At 71.8% G+C, this 20086-nt stretch carries 20 protein-coding genes; 5 read left to right on the top strand and 15 right to left on the bottom strand.

Going from position 1 to position 20086, the window contains the following annotated elements; translation table 11 throughout:
* Position 1: 1 nt before the first annotated feature.
* From AB0E24_RS24165 to AB0E24_RS24135, 7 genes are all read right to left on the bottom strand, one after another.
* Positions 2 to 430, bottom strand: coding sequence for an OB-fold nucleic acid binding domain-containing protein (locus tag AB0E24_RS24165; protein ID WP_079259237.1), 429 nt, complete (start codon positions 428 to 430; stop codon positions 2 to 4).
* Positions 431 to 620: 190 nt separating this feature from the next.
* Complete coding sequence (locus AB0E24_RS24160; protein WP_069867829.1) at positions 621 to 1304, bottom strand: response regulator; 684 nt, start codon at positions 1302 to 1304, stop codon at positions 621 to 623.
* Positions 1301 to 3913: a DUF4118 domain-containing protein gene (locus AB0E24_RS24155; RefSeq protein WP_069867830.1), complete on the bottom strand. Its 2613-nt coding sequence runs from the start codon at positions 3911 to 3913 to the stop codon at positions 1301 to 1303. The genes AB0E24_RS24160 and AB0E24_RS24155 overlap by 4 nt, the downstream gene beginning before the upstream one ends.
* A 309-nt stretch (positions 3914 to 4222) precedes the next feature.
* Entirely contained in the window at positions 4223 to 5113 is an 891-nt protein-coding gene (locus AB0E24_RS24150; RefSeq protein ID WP_251773071.1) for a hypothetical protein, read from the bottom strand.
* A gap of 269 nt (positions 5114 to 5382) precedes the next feature.
* The gene (locus tag AB0E24_RS24145) at positions 5383 to 6168 is read right to left on the bottom strand and encodes a DUF3710 domain-containing protein (protein ID WP_069867832.1); all 786 of its coding nucleotides are present in this window, start codon (positions 6166 to 6168) and stop codon (positions 5383 to 5385) included.
* A 1-nt stretch (position 6169) separates the two neighbouring features.
* Positions 6170 to 6697, bottom strand: a complete 528-nt coding sequence (gene dut, locus AB0E24_RS24140) for a dUTP diphosphatase (RefSeq protein WP_069867833.1) — start codon at positions 6695 to 6697, stop codon at positions 6170 to 6172.
* Positions 6694 to 7275 carry a PaaI family thioesterase gene (locus AB0E24_RS24135; protein WP_069867834.1) on the bottom strand — a complete coding sequence of 194 codons (582 nt, stop codon included), beginning with the start codon at positions 7273 to 7275 and terminating at the stop codon, positions 6694 to 6696. The genes dut and AB0E24_RS24135 overlap by 4 nt, the downstream gene beginning before the upstream one ends.
* A gap of 59 nt (positions 7276 to 7334) precedes the next feature.
* Between AB0E24_RS24135 and AB0E24_RS24130 the strand changes: the two genes are divergently transcribed.
* On the top strand, positions 7335 to 7781 hold the full coding sequence (locus AB0E24_RS24130; RefSeq protein ID WP_069867835.1) for a DUF3093 domain-containing protein: 447 nt from the start codon (positions 7335 to 7337) through the stop codon (positions 7779 to 7781).
* A 28-nt stretch (positions 7782 to 7809) separates the two neighbouring features.
* Here the strand turns inward: AB0E24_RS24130 and AB0E24_RS24125 are convergent, their stop codons facing one another.
* The 4 genes from AB0E24_RS24125 to AB0E24_RS24110 all read right to left on the bottom strand — a co-directional run bounded on the left by AB0E24_RS24125 (position 7810) and on the right by AB0E24_RS24110 (position 11148).
* On the bottom strand, positions 7810 to 8490 hold the full coding sequence (locus AB0E24_RS24125) for a hypothetical protein (protein ID WP_202543524.1): 681 nt from the start codon (positions 8488 to 8490) through the stop codon (positions 7810 to 7812).
* A 35-nt stretch (positions 8491 to 8525) separates the two neighbouring features.
* Positions 8526 to 8828: a DUF4193 domain-containing protein gene (locus tag AB0E24_RS24120; protein WP_009714537.1), complete on the bottom strand. Its 303-nt coding sequence runs from the start codon at positions 8826 to 8828 to the stop codon at positions 8526 to 8528.
* Between the two features lie 406 nt (positions 8829 to 9234).
* Positions 9235 to 10488 carry a sensor histidine kinase gene (locus AB0E24_RS24115; RefSeq protein ID WP_069867837.1) on the bottom strand — a complete coding sequence of 418 codons (1254 nt, stop codon included), beginning with the start codon at positions 10486 to 10488 and terminating at the stop codon, positions 9235 to 9237.
* Between the two features lie 6 nt (positions 10489 to 10494).
* Positions 10495 to 11148 carry a response regulator transcription factor gene (locus AB0E24_RS24110; protein ID WP_014055413.1) on the bottom strand — a complete coding sequence of 218 codons (654 nt, stop codon included), beginning with the start codon at positions 11146 to 11148 and terminating at the stop codon, positions 10495 to 10497.
* A gap of 374 nt (positions 11149 to 11522) precedes the next feature.
* Between AB0E24_RS24110 and AB0E24_RS24105 the strand changes: the two genes are divergently transcribed.
* A complete protein-coding gene (locus tag AB0E24_RS24105) occupies positions 11523 to 11696 on the top strand; it encodes a hypothetical protein (RefSeq protein WP_020867951.1) in 174 nt (57 codons plus the stop codon).
* Between the two features lie 175 nt (positions 11697 to 11871).
* Here the strand turns inward: AB0E24_RS24105 and AB0E24_RS24100 are convergent, their stop codons facing one another.
* On the bottom strand, positions 11872 to 12672 hold the full coding sequence (locus tag AB0E24_RS24100) for an inositol monophosphatase family protein (protein ID WP_147966453.1): 801 nt from the start codon (positions 12670 to 12672) through the stop codon (positions 11872 to 11874).
* 69 nt (positions 12673 to 12741) lie between these two features.
* Positions 12742 to 13893, bottom strand: a complete 1152-nt coding sequence (locus AB0E24_RS24095) for a ferrochelatase (RefSeq protein ID WP_147966454.1) — start codon at positions 13891 to 13893, stop codon at positions 12742 to 12744.
* 122 nt (positions 13894 to 14015) lie between these two features.
* Between AB0E24_RS24095 and AB0E24_RS24090 the strand changes: the two genes are divergently transcribed.
* Both AB0E24_RS24090 and AB0E24_RS24085 read left to right on the top strand, forming a co-directional pair.
* Complete coding sequence (locus tag AB0E24_RS24090) at positions 14016 to 15272, top strand: MFS transporter (protein ID WP_079259233.1); 1257 nt, start codon at positions 14016 to 14018, stop codon at positions 15270 to 15272.
* Complete coding sequence (locus tag AB0E24_RS24085; RefSeq protein WP_359379770.1) at positions 15226 to 16551, top strand: D-arabinono-1,4-lactone oxidase; 1326 nt, start codon at positions 15226 to 15228, stop codon at positions 16549 to 16551. The genes AB0E24_RS24090 and AB0E24_RS24085 overlap by 47 nt, the downstream gene beginning before the upstream one ends.
* 82 nt (positions 16552 to 16633) lie before the next feature.
* Here AB0E24_RS24085 and AB0E24_RS24080 read toward each other — a convergent pair whose 3' ends face one another.
* The gene (locus AB0E24_RS24080) at positions 16634 to 17509 is read right to left on the bottom strand and encodes a hypothetical protein (RefSeq protein ID WP_359379768.1); all 876 of its coding nucleotides are present in this window, start codon (positions 17507 to 17509) and stop codon (positions 16634 to 16636) included.
* A 337-nt stretch (positions 17510 to 17846) separates the two neighbouring features.
* Between AB0E24_RS24080 and sepH the strand changes: the two genes are divergently transcribed.
* Positions 17847 to 18914: a septation protein SepH gene (gene sepH / locus AB0E24_RS24075; RefSeq protein ID WP_093706618.1), complete on the top strand. Its 1068-nt coding sequence runs from the start codon at positions 17847 to 17849 to the stop codon at positions 18912 to 18914.
* Positions 18915 to 19005: 91 nt separating this feature from the next.
* Here the strand turns inward: sepH and AB0E24_RS24070 are convergent, their stop codons facing one another.
* Positions 19006 to 19842 (bottom strand): sulfurtransferase, encoded by an 837-nt coding sequence (locus tag AB0E24_RS24070; RefSeq protein WP_147966457.1) that lies wholly within the window; start codon positions 19840 to 19842, stop codon positions 19006 to 19008.
* Positions 19843 to 20086 lie beyond the last annotated feature (244 nt).

Here is a 20086-nt window from a genome sequence, read left to right as displayed (position 1 = left end):
GCTACTCCTGTCCGAGCGGTCGGAGTTCGTACTTCGGATTGAACAGCACCCGGCGCCCATGGCTCATGGAAATCCGGCCCGAGGCGATCAGCTTGCGCCCCGGTTCTATCCCGATGATCGAGCGACGGCCCAGCCACACCACGTCCAGCGCGGCGGTGCCGTCGAAGAGCTCCGCCTCCAGCGCGGGAACACCGGCCCGCGGTCTGAGCGTCACCGTGCGCAGCGTGCCCGTCACCTTGACGATCTGGCGGTCACCGCAGTCGCCGATCTTGGTACACCCCGCGGCCTCCGCGTCCTGCTGGAGCTCTGCGGAGTGCAGCTCCTCCTGGGAACTCGACAGCCGGTCCAGCATCCGCCGGAACCGGCCGGCCGGTTTCTCGGATCTGTCTCCCCTGTCGGCCCCATCGGAGGGCTGGCGTACGGAACTCATACGGCCAGCGTACCGGTGAGCCCCCGCCGAAACGCCGCCCCCGTGACTCATCGCCCGAACCGGTAACCCACGCCACTCGAACCGGTACCCCACGCCTCACCGCTCGAAGCGATACCCCATCCCCGGCTCAGTGATACAGCATCCCCCGGGGGCAACCCCCGGACCCCCGGCCGGACACCCGCCCCACGCCTCACCGCTCGAAGCGATACCCCATCCCCGGCTCAGTGATGAAGTGGCGCGGATGCGAGGGGTCGGTCTCCAGCTTGCGGCGGAGTTGGGCCATGTAGACCCGCAGGTAGTTGCTCTCGGTGCCGTACGAGGGGCCCCAGACCTCCTGGAGCAGTTGCTTCTGGCTGACCAGGCGGCCCGCGTTGCGCACCAGGACCTCCAGCAGATGCCATTCGGTGGGGGTCAGCCGCACATCGCGGCCGTCGCGGTGGGCCTTCTTGGCGGCCAGGTCGACGGTGAACGTCTCGGTCTCCACCACCACCGAGTCGTCGGGCTGCCCGGCGGGTTCGGCGCGGCGGACGGCCGCGCGCAGCCGGGCGAGGAGTTCGTCCATGCCGAACGGCTTGGTGACGTAGTCGTCCGCCCCGGCGTCGAGGGCCTCGACCTTCTCGTCGGAGGTCTGACGGGCGGAGAGCACCAGGATCGGCACCCGGGTCCAGCCCCGGAGCCCCTTGATCACTTCTACCCCGTCCATATCGGGCAGGCCCAGGTCGAGCACGATCACATCGGGATGGCGGGCGGCGGCGAGCCGGAGTGCGGTGGCGCCGTCCGCGGCGGCGTCCACCTCGTATTTGCGCGCCTTCAGGTTGATCACGAGGGCGCGCACGATCTGCGGCTCGTCGTCCACCACGAGCACCCGGTTCATCTGGCGGGCCTGCCTTTCCGTTCTGTCGTGCCTGACGTGGAGCCGACCTGGACCGGGAGGCCGGGGTCGACCGGCGGGCGCCCGGCGGCGACGCGCAGCGTGAGCACCATGGTCATACCTCCGCCGGGGGTGTCCTCGGCGGTCAGCCGCCCGCCCATGGCCTCCGCGAAGCCGCGGGCGACGGCGAGCCCGAGGCCGACCCCGGCGCCGCGCGGGGCGTCCCCGTACCGCTGGAAGGGCTCGAAGATGCGGTCCTTCTCGCTGTCCGGCACGCCGGGGCCGCCGTCGGCGACGCGCAGCTCCACCCGGTCGCCGAGGGCGCTCGCGGCGACCAGCACGGGGCGGTCCGGCGGGCTGTACTTCACCGCGTTCTCGACGATGTTGGCGACGGCGCGCTCCAGCAGCCCGGGGTCGACCGCGACCATCGGCAGTTCCTCGGGGATGTCGGGGGCGACCTTGGCCTCCGGGACGCCGACGAGCGCCATCGGCACCACCTCGTCCAGGTCGATCTCCCGGATGAGCGGGGTGACGGTGCCGGTCTGGAGCCGGGACATGTCCAGGAGGTTGCCCACCAGGTGGTCCAGCCGGTCGGCGCCGTCCTCGATGCCCTCCAGCAGCTCGGCCTCGTCCTCCGCCGACCAGGCGACGTCGTCGGAGCGCAGGGAGCTCACGGCCGCCTTGATGGCCGCGAGCGGGGTGCGCAGATCGTGGCTGACGGCGGCGAGCAGCGCGGTGCGGATGCGGTTGCCCTCGGCCAGCTCACGGGCCTGTCCGGCCTCCTGGGTCAGCCGCTGCCGGTCGAGGACGACGGCGGCCTGGGCGGCGAAGGCGGCGAGCACCCGGCGGTCCTCGGCGGGCAGGACCCGGCCGGAGAGCGCGAGCGCCATATGGTCGCCGACCGGCATGTCCACCTCCGCGTCCTCGGGCCGTTCGGGCGGCGGGGTCCCGTCGAGAGCGCCCACGCTGCCCGCACAGGTCCAGGGGGCGACATCGCTCTCCCGCTCCAGCAGCGCCACCGAGTCCATGCCGAACGTCTCGCGCACCCGCTCCAGCAGCGCCTCCAGGCTGGTCTCGCCGCGCAGCACGCTGCCCGCGAGGAAGGACAGTATCTCGGACTCGGCGCGCAGCCGGGCGGCTTGATGGGTGCGGCGGGCGGCGAGATCCACCACGGAGGCCACACAGACGGCCACCGCCACGAAGATCGCTATGGCGACGATGTTCTCGGGGTCGGCGATGGTCAGGGTGTGGGTGGGCGGGGTGAAGTAGTAGTTGAGCAGCAGCGATCCGACGGCCGCCGAGGCCAGCGCGGGCGCCATGCCGCCCAGCAGGGCGGCCAGCACATTGAGGAACAGGAAGAGCAGCACCTCGTTGGCGAAGCCGGGTCCGATCTCGGAGGCGAGGGTGGCGCCGGTGGCGGTGAGCAGCAGGGTGAGCAGCACCGGTCCGGCCACTCCGACCGCCCAGCCCGCGATCAGCCGGGAGCGGCCGAGCCGGGCGCCGCGCGAGACCGGCAGTCCGCGGCCCTTGGCGACCTCGTCATGGGTGACGATGTGGACGTCCAGGTCGGGCCCGGAGTCCCGGGCGACGATGGCGCCCACCCCGGGTCCGAAGACGTACTGCCAGGTCTTGCGGCGGCTGGAGCCGAGCACGATCTGGGTCGCGTTGACCCCGCGGGCGAACTCCAGCAGCGCCCCCGGGACGTCCTCCCCTATGACGTGGTGGAAGGTGCCCCCGAGGTCCTCGACGAGGGTGCGCTGGACCGCCAGCTCCTTGGGCGAGGCCGAGGTCAGTCCGTCGCTGCGGGCGATGTAGACGGCGAGGATCTCGCTGCCGGAGCCCTTGGCCGCCATCCGGGCGGCCCGGCGGATCAGCGTCCGCCCCTCCGGACCGCCGGTCAGCCCGACGACGATGCGCTCACGGGCCTGCCAGGTGGTGCGGATGGAGTGCTCGTCGCGGTACTGCTGGAGGTATTCGTCCACCCGGTCGGCGGTCCACAGCAGGGCCAGCTCGCGCAGCGCGGTCAGGTTCCCCGGCCGGAAGTAGTTCGACAGCGCGGCATCCACCTTGTCCGGCGCGTAGATGTTGCCGTGCGCCATACGGCGGCGCAGCGCCTGGGGCGACATGTCGACCAGCTCGATCTGGTCGGCCCGGCGCACCACCTCGTCCGGGATGGTCTCCCGCTGGCGCACTCCCGTGATCGACTCCACCACGTCCCCCAGCGACTCCAGGTGCTGGATATTGACGGTGGAGACCACGTCGATGCCCGCCCGCAGCAGCTCCTCGACGTCCTGCCAGCGCTTTTCGTTCCGGCAGCCGGGGATGTTGGTGTGGGCGAGCTCGTCGATGAGCGCGACGGCGGGGCGGCGCGCCAGCACCGCGTCCACGTCCATCTCGCTGAAGGCGCTCTCCCGGTACTCCAGCTCCCGGCGGGGCACCTCCTCGAGCCCGTGCATCATCACCTGCGTGCGCCGACGGCCGTGGTGCTCCACGAAGCCCACCACGAGGTCCGTGCCACGCTCGACCCGGCGGTGCCCCTCGGAGAGCATCGCGTAGGTCTTGCCGACGCCGGGTGCCGCACCGAGGTAGATCCGCAACTTTCCGCGTCCCATGCCCCTATTTTCCCTGTTGGACGGCTTTCCCCGTTGGACGGCGCCTGAGCCCTTGGCGAGCTTCCGGAGGGCGATACCTGTCGAGGAAACCCCGCCCCCGCCCGGGGCGGCCGTCCCTTGACGGCTCCCTTACGGCCATCGGCGCCCTCTTGACGCATCTCTGACGCCGGGCGGCCCCATCGGGCTCGATGGGCCCATCCGCATCGCCCCCGGGCGACATCGCGGGAAAAAGCCGGTGGGCCGTACTCCGCAGAGAAGAGTACGGCCCACCGGTAGACGCTCACACCGGGCCGGCCTTACGCCGTCGGCTCAGCCGGACGTGAGCGAGCAGCCCGCCAGGGCGTCGAGACCGGAGGGGGCGGTCGAGCCCTGGCGGGAGAATGAGAGTTCGATGCGGTCGATCGTCGACGCCCGCTTGTCCTTCAGCGGGCCCAGGATGGCGTTCTGTACGAAGTCGGGGCCGCCCTCTCCCGCGGAGGACGCCAGGCGCTTGTTGGCCTCGTCGAGCTGCGTCCGGAGCAGCGCGACATTGCGGTCCACCTCGGCCTGGGCGGCGGCGGGGACGTCGCCGATCTCGGAGGCGACATCAGGGCAGCTGATCGTCCGGCCGGAGCCCGCGCCGGCCCCATCGCCCTGCCCGGCTCCCCCGCCCTGCTCGGCCCCGGAGCCCGCCTCGGCTCCCCCGCCGGCGGGCTCGGACGCGGCGGCGGTCGGGGTCGCGCCGCCGTCCGCGCCGGTGTCGGTGCCGGAGCCCGCGCCCGTCCCGCCGTCCGACAGCGTGCACTCGGCGAGCGAGTCCAGCCCGGCGGGCTTCTCGGCATGCCGCCCGATGGAGATCGCGATGCGGTCGAGGGTGGACTTCCGCTTGTCCGCCAGGGGCCCGAGGATGGCGTTCCGCACGAAGTCGGGCCCGCCTTCGCCCTGGCTGGTGCCGAGCCGCTTGTCGGCCTCCGCTATCTGGGTGTCCAGAAGGGCGAGGTTGCGGTCCACCTCGGCCTGGGCCTCCGCCGGGATCTCCGGGAGGGAACCGGCGACGGCGGGGCAGCTGATGGCCGAGGCCGCCTTGGTCGACGCATCGGTGCCGCCGCTGCCCTGACCGGCCATGGCGGCTCCCACCACGACGCCCGCACAGGTGATACCGCCGATCGCGCCGGAGAGGAGGATTCTCCGGCGGTGGAGTAACGGAAGGCCACGCGACATCTGATCACTCACCTCGTTGAGGTCGGACAGGGTGTGTCTCGCGACGCGCCCTCTCCCCCTCGGAGCGCCACAAGGTCTCGCGCCCATGAGTACGGGTGGTGCGGCGGGTGTGTTCAACGCGTCGCGAGAAAACCCCGGAGCCGCGGAAGAGAGCTCCGGAAGGCCGCGTAAAAGGGCCCCGGAAAGGCCCCGGAGAACGCCGAAGGGGCCCGGGGGCCCTGCCCCGGGCCCCTTCGGGCCTTGGCTCCGCTGCCGAGTGCGACGGCGGCTCAGCGCACCTCGGAGATCTCCGGGCCGCGCTGGAGCCGGTCGGCGCCGCCCGCGAACCGCGAGCCCTGCGCCTCGTCCTGCTGCACCCCGTCGGGCACCATCTGCGCGTCGTTCGGCAGCTTGAGGACGATCGGGTCGCGCGGGGCCATCGGGCCCTCGCCGCGCACCACGACCGTGTCCCGGAAGATCGCTTCCAGGAGACTGCCGGTCTCGGGCTGCACCGCGCCCTGCCCGGAGATCACACCGCGCAGGAACCAGCGGGGCCCGTCCACACCGACGAAGCGGACCACCTGCACACCGTTCTTGCCGTCGGGGAGCTGCACCGGCACCTGGGCACGCAGCTCCCAGCCGAGCGGGCCCTCGACCTCGTCGACGACCCCGCCCTGCTGGGTGATGCCGGTGGCGATCTCGTCGCGCACCTCGCCCCAGATGCCTTCCTTCTTGGGCGCGGCGAACCCCTGGAGCTGCACGGCGCTGTCCCGCAGCACCACGGTCGCGGCGACGATCGCGTCCCCCGCGACCTCCACCCGCAGCTCCATGCCCTCGACACCGGGTACGAACAGACCTCCGAGGTCCACCCGGCCCTCGCCGGGCTCGCGCACCTCGGACACGTCCCAGGGGCCCTCGGGGCGCGGCGCCGGCGGCAGGCTCACCCGGCCGGTGTCCGCGGGTGCGGCGGTGTCCTCAGCACCGTCCGCGTCCTTCGCGTCCTCGGCCAACTCATCGGAGGTCACGTCGAGCGACTCGACGTCCTCCTTGCTGCGCTTGCGGCGACGTCCGAACACGTCATCGTCCTTCCCGGTCGGAACCGACCGAAGCGTATCTATTCCCGCCCGTTGCCCTGCCCGTTGTGCCGTCCACGGCGGCATGACCGCCGGTGGACCCGAAGCCCCCTTCGGCCCGCGCCGACCCGGGAAGCTCCGCCACCTCCTGGAAGCGCACCTTCTCGACCTGCTGGACGACCAATTGGGCGATCCGGTCGAAGCGCTCGAACCGCACGCTCTCGCGCGGGTCCAGATTGACCACGATCACCTTGATCTCTCCACGGTACCCGGCATCGATGGTCCCCGGGGCATTCACCATGGCGACGCCGCAGCGCGCGGCGAGTCCGGACCGTGGATGCACGAAGGCGGCATACCCCTCCGGGAGCGCGATAGACACTCCGGTGGGCAGAACCGCGCGCTCCCCGGGGGCCAGCTCGGCCGCCTCGGTGGTGACCAGGTCGGCCCCCGCGTCGCCGGGGTGGGCGTAGCCGGGGATCGGCACCTCGGGGTCCACCCGGCGGATCAGCACGTCGACGGGGACCGGACTCATGGGTTCACCTCGAAAGCGCGCGCGAGCTTCACCTGATCCGGATCGGCGAGCGCCGCGTCGATCTCCTCGGCCCGGCCGTTCTCGATGAAGTGGTCGACCCGCACCTCTATGAAGAGGGCCTGCGCCCGCAGGGCGAGGGGGCCGTCCGGAGAGCCGATCCGGCCCGCGGCCGAGCAGTAGATCTTGCGGCCGTGCACGGCGGTCACCCGTGCCTCCAGATGCAGCTCGGTGCCGACCGGCACGGGCTGTACGAAATCCGTCTCCAGCCGCCCGGTCACCGCGATCACCCGCTGGAGCCAGTTGAGCGAGCCGAGCGTCTCGTCCAGCGCCGCGGCCAGCACCCCGCCGTGGGCCAGGCCCGGCGCGCCCTGATGGCCGGCGCCCACCGTGAAGTCGGCGGTGACGCTCACGCCCTCGCCCGCTCGTGCGCTCAGCCCCAGACCCCGCGACTGGTCACCGCAGCCGAAGCACTGGTCGTAGTGCGCGCCGAGGGGCTCCCCGGGCGCGGGCGCGTCGGGGTGGCGCACGGGTTCCGTGGCACCCTCCGGCGGCGTCAGCCCTATCGTTCGTCCACTCACAACGGCTGACCTTACCCGCGAGAACAACCCGGTTCGGCGGCCATGCCAAGCTGATACGCATGCAGCCTTACGACGAACGCCTCAGCGCACCCCGTTCCTGGTGGTTCATCGCCGTCCTGACCGGGGTCGCGGTGGGGTTGATCATGCTGCCGTTCGGCACCCTGCCGATGCTCGGCGGGCTGATCGGTGGGGCGGCGCTGGCCTGTGTCGGGGTGAGTTCGTACGGGTCGGCCCGGGTGCGCGTGGTGGCGGACTCGCTGGTGGCCGGCGAGGCGAGGATCCCGGTGTCGGCGCTGGGCACGCCGGAGGTGCTGGACGCGGACGAGGCGGTCGCCTGGCGTTCCTACAAGGCCGATCCGCGGGCGTTCATGCTGCTGCGCAGCTACATTCCGACCGCGCTGCGGGTGGATGTCACCGATCCGGAGGATCCAACACCGTATGTGTATGTGTCCACACGGAATCCGGAGGCGCTCGCCGCCGCGCTCACGGCCATGCGCACCGCGTAACAGGGGCGTGTGGGGGGCCGCGAGGGGCTCATTTGGTCAGGGGCAGCGGGAGGTCCCACGGGACCTGTCTGGCCCGGAGATCCTTGCGGACCTTGCGCGCGAGCTTCTTGGTGTCGCGGCGGTTCATCGTGGCTCCCACGGCCGCTCCGATCAGGAAGGGCGCCAGCACCGGCATGTTCCGGAAGCTGCGCTTGAGGACCTGCTGCCGCAGCTCGCGCTTCATGTGGACGCCGAGCGCCGCGTTGACGGTCGCCGGCTGGGCGACGTCGATACCGCGCTCCTCGGACCAGGCGCCGAGATAGGCCATGGCGCGCTGACGCGCGGTGCCGGGCGCACGCACCCCGTAGACCTCGTGCAGCTCGGCGATCAGCTTGATCTCTATGGAGGCCACGCCGACGATCTCGGCGGCCAGCTCGGTGGGCATGGCGGGCGGGGCCGGCAGCATCGCCGCTGCGCCGACGCCCGCACCCACTGTGGCGGCGCCGCCCGCGGCACCGGCCACCAGCTTGTCCGCGAGCTCTTCGGGGCCCAGCCCCGGGAACTGCTTGCGCAGCGTCGCGAGATCGCGGACAGGAATGCGCGGAGCGTTGGCAATGATCCGGTCGGCGACCGCGTAGACCCCCGCTCTCGCGCGCTCACCGCCCCGTCTCATGCCACGGCCGACAGCGGTCGCGAGCGAGGCCACCCGGCCCCGCTCGGTCTCGTCCATGTCGTCGTGCTCCACCTCCACGCCGACCCCGCGGCTCAGGCCGCGCAGTCGCGGCAGATCGGCTGGCCGTTCTTGGTCTCGGCGGCCAGCTGACTGCGGTGGTGCACGAGGAAGCAGCTCATGCAGGTGAACTCGTCGGCCTGACGGGGCAGCACGCGGACGGACAACTCCTCGTTGGAGAGGTCCGCACCGGGCAGCTCCAGGCCCTCCGCCTGCTCGAACTCATCCACGTCGACGGTGGACGCGGACTTGTCGTTACGCCGGGCCTTCAGTTCCTCGATGCTGTCCTCGTTGACGTCATCGTCGGTCTTGCGTGGGGTGTCGTAATCCGTTGCCATGTCGCTCTCCCCCTCTGGGTGTCTGTGGTGTCTCCAGCGCACGTAACGCGTGAGAGGCCGGACTTGTGCCCGACCCGAGGCGGAGATTTTGCCTCACATCAAGGTCTGTTACTCAATCGACACCCAACCGCACCCCTGAAGAGGTGATCGGGTTGGATGGCCATCGGGACCGTACACGGTCCGAATGTCGCACTCGCATGCGCCATGACGTGTACTTCCCGTGATCACGGCCCCCGAAAACCCGGATTTTCCCGGCTTTCCGTCAACCGTGACGATCACACAGAGTATATGGCCGGAAAATCGCCCATGTGATCGATCACACACTGTACCTCTGGTGGGCGGATCACGAAAATTCCGCCCAAAGCGAACACATCGCGGCGGGTCCCCGGCCCGGACCCTTCCGACGTCAGACCGGGAGTACCACCCGCATCACCAGGCCACCACCCTCACGCGGCTCCGCCGCGATCCTGCCGCCGTGGGCCCGTGCCACCGAGCGCGCGATCGACAGCCCGAGGCCGACCCCCTTGTCGCTGCCGGTGCGCTCGGTACGGAGCCTGCGGAAGGGCTCGAAGATGTTGTCCATCTCGTAGGCCGGGACCACCGGGCCGGTGTTCGCGACCACCAGCACGGCCTGGCCCTGCCGGCTCTCGGTGGTGACCTCCACCCAGCCGTCCTCTGCCACGTTGTAGCGCACCGCGTTCTGGACCAGGTTCAGCGCGATCCGCTCCAGCAGCACCCCGTTGCCCTGGACCACCGCGGGAGCGCGCTGCCCGCGCAGCTCCACGCCCTTGTCCTCCGCCTCGGCCCGCACCTGCTCCATCGCCTGGGAGGCCACCTCGGCGAGGTCCACCGGCTTGCGGTCGACGATCTCGTTGTCGCTGCGGGCGAGCAGCAGCAGGCCCTCCACCAGCTGCTCGCTGCGCTCGTTGGTGGCCAGCAGGGTCTTGCCCAACTGCACCAGCTCCGGGGACGCCTGCGGGTCCGAGAGCTGCACCTCCAGCAGGGTGCGGTTGATCGCCAGCGGGGTGCGCAGCTCATGCGAGGCGTTGGCGACGAACCGCTGCTGGGCGGTGAACGCCCGGTCCAGGCGCTCCAGCATCTCGTCGAAGGTGTCGGCGAGCTCCTTGAGCTCGTCGTCCGGGCCGTCCAGCTCGATCCGGCGGGACAGGTCCGAGCCCGCCACCTGGCGCGCGGTCCGGGTGATCCGGCCGAGCGGCGAGAGCACCCGCCCGGCCATCGCGTAGCCGAAGGCGAAGGCGATCACGGACAGGCCCAGCAGGGCTATCAGGGAGCGGCGCAGCAGCCCGTCCAGGGCCAGCTGGCGCTGCTCCTTCATGCAGGTGTTCAGGACCGCGTTGAACTGGTCGGGGCTGCTCTGGCCGATGATCTCGGGGCAGGTGTTGTTGGTCGGCTGGACGCTGCCGCCGACCAGCTTGAACGGCAGCTCGTTGCCGACGTGCAGGGCCTGGGCGGCCAGCAGGTAGATGATCGTCAGCAGCACCACTCCGGCGATCAGGAACATCCCGCCGTACAGCAGGGTCAGCCGTATCCGGATCGTCGGGCGCAGCAAGGGGTTGGGGCGCGAGCCGGCGTGCGGGTCCCAGCTGGGCTTGGGCGGCACCGTCGGCGGCGGCGGGCTCGGGGTCGGGGTCGTCGCCATGCCGGATCAGATCCGGTAACCCGAGCCGGGGACGGTGACGATCACCGCGGGCTCGCCCAGCTTGCGGCGCAGGGTCATCACGGTCACCCGGACCACGTTGGTGAACGGGTCGGTGTTCTCGTCCCACGCCTTCTCCAGCAGCTGCTCCGCGGAGACCACGGCGCCCTCGCTGCGCATCAGCACCTCCAGGACCGCGAACTCCTTCGGCGCCAGCTGGATCTCCTTGCCGTCCCGGAACACTTCGCGGCGGTTGGGGTCCAGCTTGATCCCGGCGCGCTCCAGGACGGGCGGCAGGGCGACGGTCGTCCGGCGGCCGAGCGCGCGGACGCGCGCGATCAGTTCGCTGAAAGCGAAGGGTTTGGGCAGATAGTCGTCCGCGCCGATCTCCAGGCCCTCCACACGGTCGCTGACATCGCCGGAGGCGGTGAGCATCAGGACCCGGGTGGGGATGCCGAGTTCGACGATCTTGCGGCAGACGTCATCGCCGTGCACGAGGGGCAGGTCCCGGTCGAGGACGACGACGTCGTAGTCGTTGACCGCGATCCGCTCCAGGGCGGCGGCTCCGTCATACACGACGTCGACGGCCATGGCCTCCCGGCGCAGTCCGGTGGCCACCGCATCGGCGAGCAGCTGCTCGTCCTCGACGACGAGTACACGCACGTCGTTAGTCCTTCCTTCATTGCCGCAGTGGGCTTGTTGCCGCAGTGGGCTCGATCTCGCCAAACTCGATGAGCGTTCGGCGCCTCCATCCTGCCTCGAAGTCTCATAAACCGGCGGTAAGAGGGATCACCGCGGGATCCCGGGGACCGGATCATGGGCGCGGTGGCGGGGCCGCGGCGGCCGGAACACCGAATTCAGATTCTTTCGGGACCGGAGGTTTCCGCCGAGGACGGGGCGGGGAGGACGACTGCACACCCGCGATCACGCCTTGTCCCCGGCATCTCTGGCTGTCATTGCCGTCGGCAAGGGCCGCACGTGATCGCCCCGCCGTCGGCACACCCCCGTGCCACCGACCCACGACGAGGGGGCGCAACATGGACGCGTTCACCGCAGGCATTCTGCAGCGCATAGAGAACACCAAGTCCGATCTCATTCGCGCCCGTGAGACGGGCGACGATTTCCTTGTGGACGTGGAGCAGTCGGAGCTGGAAGACCTCCGTCGCCTCGCCGCCGAGCACGGCGTCGAAGTAAGCGCCTCGTTTGCCTGATCCCTTGTGGATTCCGGACCCGATCCAGATCCGGATTCCGCGTAGCCGATTCCCATTCACCGCCGGATGGTGATCCAGAAAACCTCCGGTAACCACGCCGAAGCGCCCCGGTGTCCTCGTGGCACCGGGGCGCTTTCGTGTGTGGGCGCCGTGGGTGGACGGCGGCGGGGCGGGATCAGTCGTGCCAGCCGCCCAGGTCGTCCAGAAGCCCCCGCAGCGGCTCGAAGAGGCCGGGGGCGGCGGCGATGGTCAGCTCCGTGGAGGCCGGGACGCCCGGCCGCCCCCCGGTGAGCGCGCCCGCCTCGCGCGCTATGAGCGCACCGGCCCCGAAGTCCCAGGGGTTGAGCCCGCGCTCGTAGTAGCCGTTCAGCCGGCCGCAGGCCACATCGCACAGATCGATGGCGGCCGAGCCGCCGCGCCGGATGTCCCGCACCCGCGGCAGCAGTTCGTTCAGGACCCTGGCCTGCCCGATACGGCGCTCGCGCACGTACCCGAAGCCGGTGCCGATCAGCGACTCCTCGAGCGGGGCCGCGGGGCGGCAGTGCACCGGCTCCCCGTTCAGCCGGGCGCCCTGGCCCAGGACAGCCTGGAAGGTCTCACCGCGCACCGGGGCGATCACCACCCCCACGACCGCCTCGCCGTCCTTCTCGGCGGCGATGCTGACCGCCCACGACGGCAGTCCGTAGAGATAGTTCACGGTGCCGTCGAGCGGGTCGATCACCCAGCGCACCCCGCTGCTGCCCGCGCTGTCGGTGCCCTCTTCCCCCAGCACCCCGTCCTGCGGGCGGCGGCGCGCCAGAAGGTCGGTGATCAGCTTCTCGGCGGCGATGTCCATCTCGGTGACGACGTCGATCGGGCTGGTCTTGGTGGCCGCCACCCCGAGGTCGGCCGGGCGGCCGTCACGCAGCAGTTCACCCGCGCCGCGGGCGGCCTCCAGCGCCGTCTCGAGGAGTTCGGTCATGAGCGGGTCGGTCATCGTGCTCCTTAGCGGATTGCCCGGATGGGCGGGCGGCGGTGGCGGGCCTGGGCGCGGAGGGCGAACGGGTCAGTCGGACCCCGCGGCGGCGGGGCGCGGCGACCGGGCCGGGCAGCAGCCCACCGGGCATACGTCATGGCTCGGGCCGAGGGCGCCCAGGGCGCAGTGTTCCGGGGCGGCCGCCGCCCGGCCCTCGGCGAAGCGCTCGGTGGCCGCGCGCTCCAGCACCAGATCGCGCACACCGGCGGCGAACCGCGGATCGGCGCCGACGGTCGAGGCCCGGGAGACCGGCAGGCCGAGCTCGGCGGCCTTGGCCGTGGCCTCGGTGTCGAGGTCGTACTTGACCTCCATATGGTCCGAGACGAAGCCGATCGGGACCATGACGGCGGCGGGCACGCCCTCGCCGTGCAGCTCCTCGAGGTGGTCGCAGATGTCCGGCTCCAGCCAGGGGATGTGCGGTGCGCCGCTGCGCGACTGGTAGACCAGCCGCCAGGGCCGCTCCACGCCGGTCTCCTCGCGCACCGCGTCCGCGATCAGCCGGGCGACGTCGAGGTGCTCGGCGACATACGCGCCGCCCTCCCCGTCCTCGGTGTGCGCCGCCACCGGGCCCGAGGTGTCGGCGGCGGTGATCGGGATGGAGTGGGTGGTGAAGGCGAGGTGGGCCCCGGCACGCCGCTCCTCGGGCAGCTCCGCCAGGGCGGCCAGCGTGGCGTCGACCATGGGCCGCACGAAGCCGGGGTGGTTGAAGTAGTGCCGCAGCTTGTCGACGCGCGGCAGCGGCAGGCCCTCGCCCTCCATGGCGGCCAGGGCGTCCGCGAGGTTCTCGCGGTACTGGCGGCAGCCGGAGTACGAGGCGTAGGCGCTGGTGGCCAGCACCAGGACCCGGCGGTGGCCGTCGGTGACCAGCTCGCGCAGGGTGTCGGTCAGATACGGCGCCCAGTTGCGGTTGCCCCAGTAGACCGGCAGCTCCAGGCCGTGCTCGGAGAAGTCCTTGCGCAGCGCGTGCAGCAGCTCGCGGTTCTGCGCGTTGATCGGGCTGACCCCGCCGAAGAGGAAGTAGTGCCGGCCGACTTCCTTCAGCCGCTCACGGGGGATGCCCCGCCCGTGCGTGACGTTCTCCAGGAACGGCACGACGTCCTCAGGGCCCTCGGGCCCGCCGAAGGAGAGCAACAGCAGTGCGTCATAGGGGTCGGGGGATGGCTGTACTGACTGATCCGGCATGCTCCCGATCCTGCCACCAGCCCCGGACCGGCGGGAAACGGCCCTGCGCGAACCGGGGGCGTGCCCGTAATCTGTTTCAGCTCGTACGATCCTTACCCACCCTGCTCACGGCGGAGCCTGCCTTGCCCAGAACCAGCCCCTACCGCGCGATCTTCGCCGCCCCCGGCGCCAAGCGGTTCTCCGCGGCCGGCTTCCTCGGGCGGATGCCACTGTCCATGGCGGGCATCGGCCTGGTCACCATGGTCTCCGAACTCACCGGCCGGTACGGGCTCGCGGGCGCCCTGTCGGCCACGCTGGCGCTCTCCGCCGCCGCCATGGGACCGCAGATCTCCCGGCTGGTCGACCGGCACGGCCAGCGCCGGGTGCTGCGCCCGGCGACCCTGGTGGCGCTCACCGCCATCTGCGGGCTGCTGCTGAGCGCGCACCGGGGTTGGCCGGACTGGACGCTGTTCGTCTTCGCCGCGGTGTCCGGCTGTGTGCCCAGCGTGGGCTCCATGGTGCGGGCCCGCTGGGCGGCGATCTACGAGAACTCCCGGCGCGAGCTGCACGCCGCGTACGCCTGGGAGTCCATCGTCGACGAGGTCTGCTTCATCGTCGGTCCGGTCATCTCGATCGGCCTGTCCACCTCCTGGTTCCCGGAGGCGGGCCCGCTGCTGGCCGCCTGCTTCCTGGCGGCCGGGGTCTTCTCGCTGACCGCGCAGCGGGCCACCGAGCCCGTACCGCATCCGCGCGGGCAGCACACCGGTGGTTCGGCGCTGCGCTCGCGCGGGCTCCAGGTGCTGGTGGCCACCTTCATGGCGACCGGCGCGATCTTCGGGGCGATCGACGTGGTGACGGTGGCCTTCGCCGAGGACCAGGGCCACAAGGGCGCGGCGAGCCTGGTCCTGGCGGTGTACGCGCTGGGCTCGTGTCTCGCGGGCGCGGTCTTCGGGGTGCTGCGCCTGAGCGGACCGGTGTCCCGTCGTTGGCTGTGGGGTATTTGTGCGATCGCCGTGAGTATGATCCCGCTCCAACTGGTCGGGAACCTGCCGTTCCTGGCCGTGGCGCTCTTTGTCGCGGGCCTGGCCATCGCACCCACGATGGTCACCACCATGGCCCTCGTCGAACGGCACGTACCACGCGCGCATCTGACCGAGGGGATGACCTGGGTGAGCACCGGGCTCGCGGTCGGAGTGGCGCTCGGCTCGTCGGCCGCCGGATGGGTGGTGGACGCGGCCGGCGCCCGTGCGGGGTACGTGGTGCCGGCCGTGGCCGGGGCGCTCGCGGCGGCGGTGGCGTTCCTCGGGTACCGCCGGCTCCGGCCGGCGCCACAGCGGGAGGGGTCGGATGCGGATGGCCGTCAGGACCGTGAAGACCGTACGGAGCAGCGGGTGGCATAACTGGGCGGGGAATGTGACGGCCCGTCCGGCGCGGATCGTGGCCCCGTCGTCCACCGGGGAACTGGCCGAGGTGGTGCGCCGGGCGGCGGCGGAGGGGCTGAAGGTGAAGGCGGTGGGCACCGGCCACTCCTTCACCACCACGGCCGCCACCGACGGGCTGCTGATACGCCCCGACCGGATGGCGGGCGTGCGCGAGCTGGACCGCGAGGCGGGCACCGTGACCGTCGCGGCCGGGACACCGCTGCGGCAGCTCAACGAGACGCTGGCGGCTCATGGGCTGTCGCTGGTCAACATGGGCGACATCATGGAGCAGACCGTGGCCGGGGCGACCGCCACCGGCACCCACGGCACCGGCCGGGACAGCGCCTCGATCGCCGCCCAGATCAAGGGTCTGGAGCTGGTGACGGCGGACGGTTCGGTGCTGCGCTGCTCGGCGGAGGAGAACCCGGAGATCTTCGCGGCGGCCCGGATCGGGATCGGTGCGCTCGGTGTGGTCAGCGAGATCACCTTCGGGGTGGAACCGGAGTTTCTGCTCACGGCACGCGAGGAGCCGATGCCCTTCGACCGTGTGATGGCCGATTTCGAACAGCTCGTGGCCGAGAACGAGCACTTCGAGTTCTACTGGTTCCCGCACACCGGCAACTGCAACACCAAGCGGAACAACCGCAGCACGGGTCCCGCCGCTCCGGTGGGCCGGGTCAGCGGCTGGGTGGACGACGAGCTGCTGTCCAACGGCATCTTCCAGGTGGCCTGTTCGGTGGGCCGGGCGGTCCCCGCGACCATTCCCGGAATCGCCAAAATCTCCAGCCGTGCCCTGTCCGCCCGGACCTACACGGACATCCCTTACAAAGTCTTCACCTCTCCGCGCCGAGTGCGGTTCCTGGAGATGGAGTACGCCGTGCCGCGCGAGGCCGCGGTCACCGCGCTGCGCGAGCTCAAGGCGACCGTCGAGCGGTCCGGACTGCGGGTCAGCTTCCCGGTGGAGGTGCGCACCGCGCCCGCCGACGACATCGCGCTGTCCACCGCCTCCGGGCGCGAGACCGCGTACATCGCCGTCCATCTGTACCGGGGCACCCCGCACCGGGCGTACTTCACGGCGGCCGAGCAGATCATGATCGCCCACGGTGGCCGTCCGCACTGGGGCAAGCTGCACAGCCGGGACGCCGCCTATCTGTCCGGGGTCTATCCGCGGTTCGGGGAGTTCACGGCGGTACGCGACCGGCTGGACCCGGACCGGCTGTTCACCAACGACTATCTGCGGCGGGTGCTCGGCGACTGACGCGCCACGGCCGGCCGGTGGACCGAGGGCGCCACGGCCGGCCCGTGGGCCGAGGCGTCACGGCCGCTTGTCAGCTGAGGTGTCACGGCGCGCCGGTGGCGCCGGGCGTGGGCGTCGCGTCGCCGGAACCATCCGTTCCGCCCTCCGTGGCACCGCCGGACGGGGTCCGGGAGGGGCCGGGGGTGGCGGGCGCGGAGGTGCCGGGCGCGGTCGGGGCGTCCGTACCGCCCTCCGGGCCGGAGCCCTTGCCGGAGCCGGATGATCCGGATGGATCGGTCGTCGGCGCGGTCGAGGCGTCGGCCGCGCCGCCCCCACGGGAGGTGCGCGGGGAGGGCGCTTCATCGCCGCCGCCCCCGGAGGAGCCGGGGCTCCGGGACGGGGCGTCCGGGCCCCGGCGCGAGGGGCCGGGGGTGGACTTCGACCCCGAGGAGCCGCCCACGCTGTCGCTGACGGTGGTTCCGGTCCGGTCCTCCCCCCAGACGTTGGACACCGGGCCGCCGGAGAACATCTCGATCCCCGTGATGACGCTCATGGCGGCGACGAAGACGGCCAGCGCCGCGAGGACGGGGCGCCGCCGGACGCGCCGCCGGGTGCCGTGCGTGGTCGGCTCGCCGTACTCGCCGGATGCCGCCGCCGTCCGTGGGGGCGTGACCGGCTCGGCGGGCCCGGCGAACCGCCGCCGCCCCGTCGGCCGCGTCTGGTCCCGCACCTCCTTGATCTGCTCACCGGTACGCCGGAAGAAGTGCTGGAAGACGGTGCCGCCCGCGGTGGCCACCACGCTCACCACGCCGGCGCCCAGGATCGTCCCGTAGACGCCCAGTCTGGACGCGAGCACCGCGGCGGCGACGGCCGCCAGCGCGCTGCCGGCCACATGGGCCACGCTCAGGTCCATCCGCCCGCTCTTGTGTTGTCCGTCGCCGTCGGCCTTGCCGTGCATCTCCCGCCTCGCTGTGGACATTCGTTCCAGCCCTCAGGGAGAAGTGACCAATAAACGAAGCAGATCGTTCCGATTCTGTCGTTTCTGTGAAACTTGCCACCCAAATTGGGCCTCACTTCGAAGGATTCAGGCTTCGATCGCCCCTCCGGCCATGAACTCGGCTGGCGTGCCGCTCCACCTGAGCGGCCCGAATGGAGTACTGTGACGAGCCTTGGCCCCGCTTTCCCGTCCGGCCGCCCGGACCCAACGGGAGGGGTCAGAAGGCGGCAAACAACCGGCCCGGGCAACTCGGCAAAGTTGTGGCACGCTGCACCCCGGGCAGGCCACACTCGTCTAGCGGGAGAGCAGCGACGCAACCGTGACGTCGGCAGGCACCACCCGGGAGGTCCCCATGCCCGAACTGCGTGTCGTGGCCGTCAGCAACGACGGCACACGGCTGGTGCTCAAGGCTGCGGACAGCACGGAGTACACACTTCCCATCGACGAGCGACTGCGCGCCGCGGTGCGCAACGACCGCGCTCGGCTCGGCCAGATCGAGATCGAGGTCGAGAGCCATCTGCGGCCCCGTGACATCCAGGCCCGTATACGTGCCGGCGCCACCGCCGAAGAGGTCGCGCAGATGGCGGGCATCCCCGTCGACCGTGTGCGGCGCTTCGAGGGCCCGGTGCTCGCGGAGCGCGCCTTCATGGCTGAGCGTGCCCGTAAGACTCCCGTGCGCCGCCCCGGCGAGAACACCGGACCGCAGCTCGGCGAGGCCGTCGCGGAGCGGCTGCTGCTGCGCGGCGCGGAGAAGGACACCACGCAGTGGGACTCCTGGCGGCGCGACGACGGCACCTGGGAGGTGCTGCTGGTCTACCGGGTCGCCGGTGAGCCGCACTCGGCGAGCTGGACCTACGACCCGCCCCGGCGGCTGGTCCAGGCGGTGGACGACGAGGCGCGGGCGCTGATCGGCGAGGCCGACGACACGCCCGAGCCCAGCTTCCCGTTCGTGCCGCGGATCGCCCGGCTGCCGCGCGACCGGGACCGGGACCGTACGTCGTCCGAGCGCATCGACGACGACTCCCCGGCGCCCGCGTCCGCCTCGCTGGACGACGGCCTCGGTGAGCGGGACTCGCTCACCAGCCTGCTGGAGGCCGTGCCCAACTTCCGGGGCGACATGGTCGTGCCCGAATCGCCGGTCGCGTCGGCCCCCGCGCCGGACGAGCCCGCCGAGGAGGAGGCCGTCGAGCCGCCCGCCTCCGCGGCGAGCGCGGGTTCGGCGTACGCGGATGTGCTGATGCCGCGCTCGGTGGCGGGCCACCGCGACCGGCTGACCGGTACGACGGACCGTCAGGCGGAGGCGGACGGCGTCCGTCCGGGCCGCCGGGCCGCGGTGCCGAGCTGGGACGAGATCGTCTTCGGCACCCGGCGCAAGAAGCAGGAGTAGCGACGGAAGGAGCCGCCGGGCCGCGCCACGGCCCGCGGCGCCCGAACCGGGCCCCGCCACCGTACGCCGGTGACGGGGCCCGTCGGTGTGTTCAGCCCCGCTCGGAGCCCGTGGCCACCGGACGGTCCGCGTCCGAGGACCATTCGCTCCAGGAGCCGACGTACAGAGCCGCCGGAACGCCCGCGACCGCCAGCGCCAGCACCTGGTGGGCGGCCGAGACCCCGGAGCCGCAGTACACCCCGACCTCGGCGTCCCCGGTGGCGCCCAGGGCCGCGAACCGCTCCGCCAGCTGATCGGCGGGCAGGAAATGGCCGTCCGCGGTGACGTTCTCGGCCGTGGGGGCGGAGACCGCACCCGGGATATGGCCGCCGACGGGGTCGATGGGCTCGACCTCCCCCCGGTAGCGCTCGGCCGCCCGCGCGTCCAGCAGCACCCCGCGCCGCGCGAGCGCCGCCGCGTCATCCGCCTCCAGCAGCGGCAGCGCCCCGGGCCGCGGGACGAAGTCGCCCTCGGGCACGTCCGGCACATCGGTGGTCAGGGTGCCGCCAACCGCCGTCCAGGCGGGCAGCCCTCCGTCGAGCACCCGGACGGATGAATGCCCCGCCCAGCGCAGCAGCCACCACGCGCGCGCCGCGGCCCACCCCTGTCCGCCGTCGTACACCACCACGCGCCGGTCCTGATGTACCCCGGCTCGACGCATCGCGGTCGCGAACGCGGAAAGATCGGGCAGGGGGTGGCGGCCGGACTTTCCGGGCGGGCCCGCGAGCTCGGTGTCGAGATCGACGTAGACGGCACCAGGCAGATGCCCCGCCTCGTATGTGGGGCGGCCGGGAGGCCCGCCGAGCTGCCAGCGCACATCGAGCAGCAGCGGATGGCGATCTTCCGCCAGCTCGCTCATGAGATCGGATGCGGTGATGATGGCGTTCATGGGGATCATCCTTGCGTAGGTTCTCTGCGACGATTGGACCACCCGGTCACCCGGTGTACGTCTGGGTGACACCAGAGCGCAATGAAGCCGAAACGGATGTGCGGCAATAATTCGGGCATTCTGCTGTGAGGCACGGCGAATTGCGGCTCCGCCAGGGCGCTATGTGCGACAGGTGGTGCAAACATCTGTCGGGCCCCCCGCATCAGCACCTCCGCACGACCGCCCCGCGCCGCCGACCGGCCCG

Source organism: Streptomyces malaysiensis subsp. malaysiensis, assembly GCF_040653035.1.
Taxonomy (GTDB): Bacteria; Actinomycetota; Actinomycetes; order Streptomycetales; family Streptomycetaceae; genus Streptomyces; species Streptomyces malaysiensis.
Note: the sequence above shows the minus strand (reverse complement) of the source record. Positions and strands in the feature narration are given on the sequence as shown.